This window comes from Stenotrophomonas sp. SrG, assembly GCF_050031795.1.
Classification (GTDB): Bacteria; Pseudomonadota; Gammaproteobacteria; order Xanthomonadales; family Xanthomonadaceae; genus Stenotrophomonas; species Stenotrophomonas rhizophila_A.
Genome location: NZ_JBNBBE010000007.1, coordinates 226184 through 236665 on the forward strand (window position 1 = coordinate 226184; position 10482 = coordinate 236665).

Sequence of the window (10482 nt, forward strand, 5' to 3'; positions counted from 1 at the left end):
GTCTCAGCGCAGCGTCAGCGACAGGTGGTCGGCAACCGGGCCCAGCACCAGCGCCGGCATGAACTGCAATACGGTCAGGATGACGATCAGCGCGATCAGGGTCAGCGCGAAGGTCGGGGTTTCAATCTGCAGCGTGCCGGCCGATTCCGGCGCACGCCGCTTGGCGGCCAGCTGGGCGCAGACGATCAGCGGAATCACCAGCACCGGGTAGCGGCCCAACAGCAGCACCAGGGTGCAGCTCAGGTTCCACCACGGGGTGGCATCGCCCAGCCCTTCAAAGCCCGAGCCGTTGTTGGCGAATGCCGATACATACTCGTAGAACACCTGGCTCACCCCATGGAACGCGGGGTTGGAGGTGCCGGTGATCGACGGAATGGCCAGGGTGATTGCGGTGAACGCCAGGATGGTGATCGGCTGCAGCAGCACCAGCAGCGCCAGCAGCTTCACCTGCGGGGTTTCCAGCTTGCGGCCCAGCAGCTCGGGGGTACGGCCGGTCATCAGCCCGGCCAGGAACACGCCCAGCAGCAGGTACACGATGAACTGCTGCAGGCCGCAGCCGATGCCGCCCCAGATCGCACTGATCAGCATGTTGACCATCGGCACGGCGCCGGCCAGCGGGCTCAGCGAGTCATGCATGCCGTTGACCGAGCCGTTGGAAACCTGGGTGGTGATGGCCGCCCACAGGGCGGTGCCGTCGGCACCGAAGCGCACTTCCTTGCCTTCCATCAGCAGCGGGCTGGCAGCGGTGGCCGAATGGCCTTCCAGCCACACCGTGGCGGCGATCGACACGCTCGACATCGCCAGCATGCAGCCGAACACCAGCGCGGCCAGCCGCTTGCGACCGGTGAACGCACCCAGCATGAACACCACCGCGATCGGGATCAGCAGGATGCCGATCAGCTCCAGCGCGTTCGATAGCGGGGTCGGGTTCTCCAGCGGCATGCTGCTGTTGGGGCCGTACCAGCCACCGCCATTGGCGCCCAGCTGCTTGGCCGCCACCATCGCCGCGACCGGGCCCAGCGGCAGTTTCTGGGTTTCCATGCCCGCGGCCGCATCGATCGGCGTGGCGGTCGGGCCACCGGCCAACGTCGAGGGCACGCCCTGGCTGGTCAGCAGCACCGCCCACAGCAGGCACAGCGGCAGCATGAAGCGCACGCACGAACGCACCACGTCGGCATAGTAGTTGCCCACGTCGATCCGGCGGTCGGCCGGCAGCGCGGGTTCGGCGGCATCGCCTTCCGGCGCCGTGCCGAACAGCGCACGCAGCGTGGCCACCACCAGCGCCAGCCCCATCATCGGGGTGACCACCTGCAGGCCGGTGATCGCGGTCATCTGCGAGAAGTACGACAGCTGCGCCTGGCCGGAGTAATGCTGCTGGTTGGTGTTGGTAAGGAACGACACCATCGTGTGCAGCGCCGTATCCCAGCGCATGTTGGGAATCTGGTCGGGGTTGAACGGCAGCCAGGCCTGGGTCATGAAGACCGCCTGCACCAGCACGGCAATGACCAGATTGCTGAGCAGGAACGCGCCCACATAGCCACGCCAGGACATCCCGCGCGCCGGGTTCACGCCCAGCACGCGGTACAGCGGCTTTTCAATCCAGCCGAACAGCGCGTCGCCGCGCATCGGCCCACCGCGCATCACCCGGGCCAGGTACAGCCCAAGCGGAAAGGCCAGCACGATGCTGGCCAGCACAATCAACAGAATCTCGGTCATGGTCGGCTCCGGTCAGAACTTTTCGGGCGCAAGCACGACGTACAGCAGGTAGGCGGCGGCAACGAGCACCAGCACGCCGCTCACGAAGGAAAGCCAGGCAGGCACGGGGCGTTCTCAGTAGTAGGGAAGGGAGGCCGCCATCGTGTTCCCCAACGGCGTAAACGCTCCACGCCCGCCCCGTGCCCAACCCGTAAAAAGTGCATAAAAAAAGGCGGATGCCCGCGCATCCGCCCTTTCGCTGCTTTCACCTTACCCGCGCGGGTCGGTAGAAACACCCTTCAACAACCGGTACCGCTGCAGGGTTTCCTCGATCTCCACATCCAGCGCCTTGCGCTGCTGCACGTAGGAGTCCTGCATGCGCTTCTGCGCCACCAGCTCGGCGTGGCGCAGGCGGATGTCCTCGGCCTGCTTGGGGGCCACCGGCTGGCCGGCCAGTTCGCGGTCGCCCGCGCTGCCGAGCAGGGTCACCAGCGCGCTGCGCAGGCTGGCCACGTTGTAGCTGGCCGTCTGCACGTTGTTGTCCAGGATCCCGGTGCGCTCCACGAACACCCGGCGCAGGTCGGCCTCGTCCTGGTAGGTGGACAGCATGGCCTGCTCGGTGCGCTGGCGGGTATCTTCGGCGGCCTGGTCGAGCTGGCGCTGCGCGGCGGCCACGGCGGCATCGGCGCGCTCCTGCTCGGTCAGGGTGCGGTCCACCCCGCCCTTGCGCAGGCCGCTGTTGACGCTGAACTCCTCACGGGCGCTGTTCACCGCGTCCTGGGGCAGGGCATCGCTGCAGATCCGCTCCTTGCCCTCGTTCCAGCAGAACAGCTTCTTCGGTTTGGCCGGCGTGTTGCTGTGCTTGCTCTGGGCCTGGGCCGTGAGCACAGGCGCGGCCAGCAACAGGCCAATGATGGTGAACGTGGCAATCCTGGACATGGGAGCCCCCTGCTCTCAACGCGTAGGACGGCTGCCGTAACGGGACCGATAGTCCTCCAGCGGCTGCCGGTATCCGACAAGTTCCGGATTTCCGGAGGCAAAATCAAGCAGGTCGGCCAGCGTGGCCACGGCCACCACCGGAATGCCGGCCTCTTCGGCCACGGCCTGGGCAGCCGAACGGCGGTCGTCTTCCGAGGCGATTTCCTGGCGGTCCAGCGCCACCACGATGCCCGCCGGGGTACCGCCAGCCTGCTTGATGATGCCCAGCGCCTCGCGGATGGCGGTGCCGGCGGTGATCACGTCGTCCACGATCAGCACGCGCTTGCCGTTCATGTCCGCGCCGATCAGGTTGCCGCCTTCGCCGTGGGCCTTGGCTTCCTTGCGGTTGAAGCTCAACGGCAGGTCGCGGCCACGCTGGGCGAATTCACAGGCGGTGGCGGTGGCCAGCGGAATGCCCTTGTAGGCCGGGCCGAACACCACGTCGAACTTCAACCCGGTGGCTTCCACCGCATCGGCGTAGCAGGCGGCCAGCTGGACCATGCTGGCGCCCGAATCGAAGCGGCCGGCATTGAAGAAATAGGGGCTCAGGCGGCCCGACTTGAGGGTGAACTGGCCAAAACGCAGCGCATCGGCGGTCAAGGCCAGCTGCAGGAAACGGTGACGGTGGTCGCTCATCTAACGCTCTATTCAATTCTCTTGGAGCGCAGATCGTAAAGCATGACCGGCAATTCAGGCTCGCGACCGGCCGCCGCAGGCCCCTGCAATGGCCGGATCCGGCCAGCCGATGGGCCGGGCAACCCGGTATGCTTTGCCCGTTACGTACCAGACCCGGGTCAGCATGCGCATCATCAGTTTCAACGCCAATGGCATCCGTTCCGCCGCCACCAAGGGTTTCCTCGAGTGGTTCCGTGCCCAGGATGCCGACGTGCTCTGCATCCAGGAGACCAAGGCCCAGGAAGACCAGCTGACCGATCCCATGTTCCGCCCGGACGGCCACCACTGCTTCTACCGTGACGCGATCACCAAGAAGGGCTACAGCGGCGTGGCCATCTACAGCAAGCGTGAGCCCGACCAGGTCATCACCTCGCTGGGCTGGGCCCCGTTTGACGACGAAGGCCGCTACATCGAGGCCCGCTACGGCAACCTCAGCGTGGTGTCCTTCTATATCCCCTCCGGCAGCTCCGGCGACCTGCGCCAGGGTTTCAAGTACGAAGTGATGGAGTGGCTGCGCCCGATCCTGGCCCAGTGGCTGGCCAGCGGCCGCGACTACGTGCTGTGCGGGGACTGGAACATCGTCCGCTCCGCGCTGGACATCAAGAACTGGAAATCCAACCAGAAGAACTCCGGCTGCCTGCCGCCCGAGCGCGACTGGCTCAATGGCCAGTGCGTGGATGCCGGCCAGGCGCTGGACGTGGCCGGCGGCCAGGGCTGGACCGACGCCTACCGCCTGCTGCACCCCACCGGCGAGGATTACACCTGGTGGAGCAACCGCGGCGCGGCCCGCGCCAACAACGTCGGCTGGCGCATCGATTACCAGTTCGTCAGCCCCGGCCTGCGTGATCGCCTGCGTGGCTGCTCGATCTACCGCGATGAACGCTTCTCCGACCATGCCCCGTTCACGGTGGACTACGCCCCATGAGTGAAGCGGCCGCCAAGCCCCGTCGCCCGTGGCAGCGGGTGCTGGCCAACCTGCGCGAGCGCAAGGTGCTGGCCATGCTGCTGCTGGGTTTCAGCTCCGGCCTGCCGATTTACCTGGTGGGCAACACGCTCGGCTTCTGGATGCGCAAGGAAGGCATCGAGCTGGACACCATCGGCTTCCTGTCGTGGGTGGGTCTGGCCTATTCGATGAAGTTCCTGTGGGCGCCGATCGTGGACAAGGTCGACGCCCCGCTGCTGGGTCGCTTCGGCCGCCGCCGCGGCTGGATGCTGCTGTCCCAGGCGGTGGTGGCCGCCGCCCTGATCGGCATGGCCGTGGTCCATCCCAAGGGTGGCCAGATCCTGATTCTGGGTATCGCCTGGGAACACATGCTGGTGTTCGGGATCATGGCCACCGTGGTCGCTTTCGCCTCGGCCACCCAGGACATCGTCATCGATGCCTGGCGCATTGAAAGCGCCGACAACAGCGAACAGCTGGGCCTGCTCACCTCCACCGCCGCGCTCGGCTACCGCACCGCGCTGCTGGTGACCGATGCGCTGATCCTGCTGATCGCCGCCCGCGTCGGCTGGCAGATGTCCTATGAAATCATGGCCGGCCTGATGGCGCTGGGCGTGGTGGCGGTGGTGATGGCGCGCGAACCGGTGCGCGCGCAGATCGCCGTGCAGACCCAGGCGGCCCCGCTGTGGACCCCGCGCGGCTTGTTCGATGCACTGGTCGGGCCGTTCATTGCCTTCGTGCGCGAGCACCGCAGCGGCGCCATCCTGATCCTGCTGGCCATCAGCGTGTACCGCATGGCCGATTTCATCATGGGCCCGATGGCCAACCCGTTCTACGTCGACCTCGGCCTGACCGAAGAGACGGTGGGCGCGGTGCGCAGCTCGGTCGGCCTGATCGCCACTTTTGTCGGGATTGCCGCCGCTGGGCTGGTCTCGGTGCGCTGGGGCGTGCTGGCGACCCTTCTGGTGGGCGCCGTGCTGGGCCCGGCCTCGAACCTGGCGTTTGCCTGGCTGGCCTACGTCGGGCCGGACCCGACCAGCTTCGCCATCGCCATGGCCATCGACAACCTCTCGGGCGGGTTTGCCGGCACCGCGCTGATCGCCTACATGTCCAGCCTCACCAGCATCGGCTACACCGCCACCCAGTACGCCCTGCTCAGCTCGTTCTATGCCATGCCCGGCAAGGCGCTGAAGGGTCTCTCAGGCTGGGCGGTGCAGTCGTTGGCCCAGGGCCGCACCCTGCTGGAAGGCTACGCGCTCTTCTTCATCGGCACCGCGCTGATCGCCATCCCGGTGGTGATCCTGTGCGCCCTGCTGATCGTGCAGCAGCGCCGGCACCTGCGCGCGGCCAGCTGAGGGGTGCTTGCCCGTACCCCCCGGCTGGGCCATCATCGAACCCGTTGTGCCGTGGGGGCGGTGCGTTGCCAACGGGGGAATACACATGGCTGATCTGGTGCTGCGCGATCTCGATCCGCTGCTGAACGAGCGCATCCGCCGGGTCGCCGTCGCACGCGGCTGGACCCGCGAACACACCTGCGTGGTCCTGCTCGAGCAGGGCCTGTTCGCCAGCGAACTGGAGGTCCGCAGCGGCTTCCACGACCCCGAAGTAAACGCCCTGGCCGAAGCCATCGCCGCCCTCCAGGCCCTCCCGGACGTCAAGTCGTTCTAGGCGGCACCCATCACGCTGGGTGAATCGCGCCCAATATCCGCGGCCCGCGCGCCCCGGTCACGCTGGGCAGGTTGCCCGGCAACCCCTGCAGCGTCCGGTGCGCCAACCACGCAAACCCCATCGCTTCCAGGTAGTCCGGGTCCAGCCCGTGCACTGCGCTGGACTCGACCACCACCCCGGGCAACCGCGCGCTGAGTCTGCGCAGCAGCTGCGGGTTGCGAACACCGCCGCCGCACACCAGCACCCGCGTTGCTTCCGGCAGGTGGGCCAGCAGCGCGTCGGCCACCGTGGCCGCCGTCAGTTCCAGCAGCGTCGCCTGCACGTCCGCAGGCGCCAGGGTGCGGCCGGCCATCGCCGCCTCGGCCCACGCCAGATGAAACTGCTCGCGCCCGGTGCTCTTCGGCGGCGGCAGCGCGAACCACGGTTCGGCCCGCCAGTGCTCCAGCAGCGCCTCATCCACCTGCCCGCTGGCCGCAAACGCGCCATCGGCATCGAACGGCGTGCCGGTATGCCGCTCGCACCACGCATCCATCAGCGCATTGGCCGGCCCGGTATCGAAGCCACGCGGGGTGCCCACGCGCGGAATCAGGGTCAGGTTGGCGATCCCGCCCAGGTTCAACACCGCCCGGTCCTCATCGGCCGTGCCCAGCATCGCCAGGTGGAAGGCCGGCATCAGCGGCGCCCCGTGCCCACCGGCGGCCACGTCGCGGCGACGGAAGTCGGCCACCGTGGTGATGCCGGTCAGCTCGGCAATCCGGTTGGCATCGCCCAGTTGGCAGGTGAACGCCGGATCGGCCAGCGGCCGGTGCCGCACCGTCTGCCCGTGCGAACCGATCGCCCGCACCTGCGCCGGGCTCACCCCGGCCTGTTCCAGCAGGCGGTTGGCGGCGGCCGCGAAGGCGATGCCGATCTGCGCATCGATCCGGCCCAGCGTATCCAGTGAGCCCAGCTCGCCGCCTTCGCCCAGCGCCACCAGCTCGGCGCGGATGGCGGGCTCCCAGGGGTGGGTGAGCCCATCGACGTAGCGGCAGCCGCCCTCGGCGGGAAACTGCACCAGCGCGGCATCGATGCCATCGGCGCTGGTGCCGGACATCAGGCCCAGGTAGAGCGGGGTATGCGGATCAGCTGAAGTCATGGCCAGGCGGTTCAACAGGGTGCGTGCAGCTTCCGCGCAACCTGTTGCCGCCGTCAATGCATGCGATCAGCCGCGGCTGCCCTTGGCCGGCTTGGCCGCGCTGGCCGTGGTGGTAGCGGCCTGGTCGGCCTTGGGCGCCGGGCTGGCGTCGGCGTAGATCAGCTTCTCCATGCCCTGGATGCGGGCCAGCGCTGGCGCGGTCTGCGCGCGGAAGGCGACCAGCTCGCTGCCCTGCAACGGCTCCGGCGGCGGCATCGTCACCGACAGCGGGTTGCGGTGCACGCCGTTGACGCGGAATTCGTAGTGCAGGTGCGGGCCGGTGGCCAGGCCGGTCGAGCCCACGTAGCCGATCACCGTGCCCTGCGCCACGCGCTGGCCGGTCTTGATCTTGCCAAAGCGCGACATGTGCCCGTACAGGGTGGTGTGGCCACGGCCGTGGTCGAGGATCACCACGTTGCCGTAGCCGCGCTGCACGCCGGCGAACTGCACGCGTGCATCGCCGGCGGCCATGATCGGGGTGCCGGTGCGCGCGGCGTAGTCCACGCCCTTGTGCATGCGCATCTTGCCCAGCACCGGGTGCTTGCGCGCCCCGAACGTCGAGCTCAGGCGGGCGAAGGGAATCGGCATGCGGATGAAGCTCTTTTTCAGCGGGCGCCCGCTCACGTCGAAGTACTCGGACTTGCCGTTGCGGTCGAAGCGGAAGCCGCTGTAGGTCTTGCCGCCGGAGGTGAAGGTCGCCGCCAGGATCTTGCTGGTGTCCACCTTCTCGCCTTCGCGCCAGGTTTCATCCATCACCACGCTGAAGCGGTCGCCCGGCTGCAGGTCCTTGGAGAAGTCGATGTCGTACTTGAAGATCTCGTCGGTCATCGTCGCGATGGCCGACGGCGACAGCCCGGCCTTGCGCGCCGCCGCGTACAGCGAACTGGTGATCTCGCCGCTGGTCACCACCCGGCGGGTGGAGCTCTCACGCTTGCTGACCTTCTCGGTGATCTGTTCGCCCTTCAGCGACAGCTCCACCCGGTTGTCGGCGTCGCGGTCGAAGCGGATCGTGCGCAGCTCCCCGCTCAGCGGCAGGTCGAAGGCGATCTCGGCGCCGGGGCGCAGCTTGGTCAGCGCGTCGCGCGCACCGGGGTGCTCCAGCACCTGGTGCATCACCGTGGGCGAAATGCCGGCCTCGTCGAACAGGTTGCTCAGGGTCTGGCCGCGCTGCACGCGCAGTACCTGCCAGCTGTCGCCCGGCACCTGCTTCAGGCGCTCCTGGGACAGCGGCGGCAAGGGCAGGGCCAGCGTGGAATGGCTGACCGAGTAGGGCGACTCGATGGTGTGCGAGAAGCCGGGGACAATGGTGGCCACCAGGGCGCCGATGGTGGCGAACAGGCTGGCGTGCATCCAGTGGCGGCGGGTCCAGCGCTCATTGAAAGCAGCGGGAAGATGCTGTCGAAGCTTCCGATGCAGGGCGGTGTCGTGGAGAACGTGAAGGCGTTCCTTGAAGCGCTGCTTGCGCGCGCGGCCTTGATCGGTATTCAGCATCGTCGGTGTGTTCCTGGCTGGCCCGGTAGCGCGGGCCCAAACGTCGGTAACATAGACAGGTATAAATATCGCGTCAAACCCTTGTGCCTATTGGCTTTTGTGAAGCGCTTGCGGTTAACTTGTACTTAACGTCATTCATGTAAATAAGGCATCGCCGGGAGTTGCACGTGTCCTCGATTGAACAAGCCCTTGCCCAGATCGGCCGTGGCGCCGATGAAATCCTCAAGATCGAGGAGCTGCGCCAGCGGCTGGAAAGCGGCCGCCCGCTGCGGGTCAAGGCTGGTTTCGACCCCACCGCCCCGGACCTGCACCTGGGCCACACCGTGCTGCTGAACAAGCTGCGCCAGTTCCAGGACCTCGGCCACCAGGTCATCTTCCTGATCGGCGACTTCACCGGCATGATCGGCGACCCCTCGGGCAAGAACGTGACCCGCAAGCCGCTCAGCAAGGACGACGTGCTGGCCAATGCGCGCACCTATGAAGAGCAGGTGTTCAAGGTGCTGGACCGCGAAAAGACCGAAGTGCGCTTCAATTCGGAGTGGTTCGGCAAGATGGGCGCGGCCGACATGATCCGCCTGGCCGGCCAGCACACCGTGGCGCGCATGCTCGAGCGCGACGACTTCGCCAAGCGTTATGCGGCCCAGCAGTCCATCGCCCTGCACGAGTTCCTGTACCCGCTGGTGCAGGGCTACGACTCGGTGGCGCTGGAAGCGGACGTCGAACTGGGCGGTACCGACCAGAAGTTCAACCTGCTCATGGGCCGTGGCCTGCAGGAGCACTACGGGCAGAAGCCGCAGATCGTGCTGACCATGCCACTGCTGGAAGGCCTGGACGGCGTGGCCAAGATGTCCAAGTCGCTCAACAACTACATCGGCATCAGCGAACCGGCGATCGACATGGTGACCAAGACCATGAAGATCGGCGACGACCTGATGTGGCGCTGGATCGAGCTGCTTTCCTTCGAGATCAGCCAGGCCGAAGCGGTCAGCCTGCGCGAGCAGGTCGCCGCCGGCACCCTCAACCCGCGTGAGGTGAAGCTGCGCCTGGCGCGCGAGCTCACCACCCGTTTCCACGATGCCGACGCGGCCGAGCTGGCCATTGCCGGCTGGAACGCTGCCGTGACCGGGCAGGGCGATGTGACCCTGTTGCCCCTGCAGGAAGTGGCCATTCCCGCTGAAGGCCTGCGTATTGGTGCATTGCTCACCGCAGCCGGCCTGACCCCGAGCAACTCGGAGGCCTCGCGCAAGCTCAAGGAGCGTGCGGTGAAGGTGGACGGCGAGGTGGTGGACGATGCCCAGCACCTGTTCGTGCCCGGCTTCGAGGGCCTGCTGCAGGTCGGCAAGCGCAACTTCGCACGCGTGCTGCTGGTCGCCGCCTAAGCGCCACAAGGGTTTCGCGCCTTCGGGCGCGGAACCAGCATGAATGAATGCAAAAAACTGTGAAAAAAAGTCATGCACCCCCTTCACAAACGAGGCGGTTGGGGACATACTTTCCCTCCCCCGACGCAGGGGCCACCGCAAGGCGGCAGCCGCGAAGGAACAGGACTTCAACTTCTTCGAAAGAAGGTGTTGACGGAAACGAAAAGCCTGACATAATAGGCGGCTCGCTTCGACGAAAGGCCCTCGGGTCTTCCGGGCATCACGACCAACGGTCGTGATCTACCACCAGGTAGGTATCGACTGTTAGTCGATACGCAAATCACCTCGAAAAAAGGTGTTGACGAAGCGGAAAAGCCAGCTATAATGGGCGGCTCGCAACGACGGAAACGTCGGGGCATACGGAGGAAGGCGCTGAGGCCGACTCCCAAGTTCTTTGACAGTATGCGCAGGTATCTTGTGAAGGCGCCTGCAGGAAGGATGAT

The 10482-nt window shown here is 66.8% G+C and carries 10 protein-coding genes; 4 read left to right on the forward strand and 6 right to left on the reverse strand.

Annotation, left to right across the window (positions count from 1 at the left end; genetic code table 11):
* Positions 1-3 precede the first annotated feature (3 nt).
* The 4 genes from kdpA to pyrE all read right to left on the reverse strand — a co-directional run bounded on the left by kdpA (position 4) and on the right by pyrE (position 3309).
* Positions 4-1716 carry a potassium-transporting ATPase subunit KdpA gene (kdpA, locus tag ACQG3P_RS09230; protein WP_426804861.1) on the reverse strand — a complete coding sequence of 571 codons (1713 nt, stop codon included), beginning with the start codon at positions 1714-1716 and terminating at the stop codon, positions 4-6.
* 12 nt (positions 1717-1728) lie between these two features.
* Positions 1729-1821, reverse strand: a complete 93-nt coding sequence (locus ACQG3P_RS09235) for a potassium-transporting ATPase subunit F (RefSeq protein WP_068848713.1) — start codon at positions 1819-1821, stop codon at positions 1729-1731.
* Positions 1822-1965: 144 nt separating this feature from the next.
* Positions 1966-2634: a hypothetical protein gene (locus tag ACQG3P_RS09240; RefSeq protein ID WP_426804862.1), complete on the reverse strand. Its 669-nt coding sequence runs from the start codon at positions 2632-2634 to the stop codon at positions 1966-1968.
* A gap of 15 nt (positions 2635-2649) precedes the next feature.
* Positions 2650-3309, reverse strand: a complete 660-nt coding sequence (gene pyrE / locus ACQG3P_RS09245) for an orotate phosphoribosyltransferase (RefSeq protein ID WP_184126094.1) — start codon at positions 3307-3309, stop codon at positions 2650-2652.
* 163 nt (positions 3310-3472) lie between these two features.
* On the opposite strand from pyrE, the gene ACQG3P_RS09250 reads away from it, so the two are divergent.
* From ACQG3P_RS09250 to ACQG3P_RS09260, 3 genes are all read left to right on the forward strand, one after another.
* Complete coding sequence (locus ACQG3P_RS09250; protein ID WP_068848720.1) at positions 3473-4273, forward strand: exodeoxyribonuclease III; 801 nt, start codon at positions 3473-3475, stop codon at positions 4271-4273.
* Positions 4270-5643 (forward strand): AmpG family muropeptide MFS transporter, encoded by a 1374-nt coding sequence (locus tag ACQG3P_RS09255; RefSeq protein WP_217538831.1) that lies wholly within the window; start codon positions 4270-4272, stop codon positions 5641-5643. The genes ACQG3P_RS09250 and ACQG3P_RS09255 overlap by 4 nt, the downstream gene beginning before the upstream one ends.
* A gap of 85 nt (positions 5644-5728) precedes the next feature.
* Positions 5729-5956, forward strand: coding sequence for a hypothetical protein (locus ACQG3P_RS09260; RefSeq protein WP_210133103.1), 228 nt, complete (start codon positions 5729-5731; stop codon positions 5954-5956).
* A gap of 10 nt (positions 5957-5966) precedes the next feature.
* Here the strand turns inward: ACQG3P_RS09260 and ACQG3P_RS09265 are convergent, their stop codons facing one another.
* The gene (locus ACQG3P_RS09265; RefSeq protein WP_426804863.1) at positions 5967-7091 is read right to left on the reverse strand and encodes an anhydro-N-acetylmuramic acid kinase; all 1125 of its coding nucleotides are present in this window, start codon (positions 7089-7091) and stop codon (positions 5967-5969) included.
* 66 nt (positions 7092-7157) lie between these two features.
* A complete protein-coding gene (locus tag ACQG3P_RS09270; protein WP_184126091.1) occupies positions 7158-8621 on the reverse strand; it encodes a M23 family metallopeptidase in 1464 nt (487 codons plus the stop codon).
* A gap of 167 nt (positions 8622-8788) precedes the next feature.
* Between ACQG3P_RS09270 and tyrS the strand changes: the two genes are divergently transcribed.
* Positions 8789-10000, forward strand: coding sequence for a tyrosine--tRNA ligase (tyrS, locus tag ACQG3P_RS09275; RefSeq protein ID WP_426804864.1), 1212 nt, complete (start codon positions 8789-8791; stop codon positions 9998-10000).
* Positions 10001-10482: the final 482 nt, after the last annotated feature.

Coding starts and splice junctions, on each gene's coding strand:
- kdpA (WP_426804861.1), bottom strand. CDS start 1,716: ATGACCGAGATTCTGTTGATTGTGCTGGCCAGCATCGTGCTGGCCTTT.
- ACQG3P_RS09240 (WP_426804862.1), bottom strand. CDS start 2,634: ATGTCCAGGATTGCCACGTTCACCATCATTGGCCTGTTGCTGGCCGCG.
- pyrE (WP_184126094.1), bottom strand. CDS start 3,309: ATGAGCGACCACCGTCACCGTTTCCTGCAGCTGGCCTTGACCGCCGAT.
- ACQG3P_RS09250 (WP_068848720.1), top strand. CDS start 3,473: ATGCGCATCATCAGTTTCAACGCCAATGGCATCCGTTCCGCCGCCACC.
- ACQG3P_RS09255 (WP_217538831.1), top strand. CDS start 4,270: ATGAGTGAAGCGGCCGCCAAGCCCCGTCGCCCGTGGCAGCGGGTGCTG.
- ACQG3P_RS09260 (WP_210133103.1), top strand. CDS start 5,729: ATGGCTGATCTGGTGCTGCGCGATCTCGATCCGCTGCTGAACGAGCGC.
- ACQG3P_RS09265 (WP_426804863.1), bottom strand. CDS start 7,091: ATGACTTCAGCTGATCCGCATACCCCGCTCTACCTGGGCCTGATGTCC.
- ACQG3P_RS09270 (WP_184126091.1), bottom strand. CDS start 8,621: ATGCTGAATACCGATCAAGGCCGCGCGCGCAAGCAGCGCTTCAAGGAA.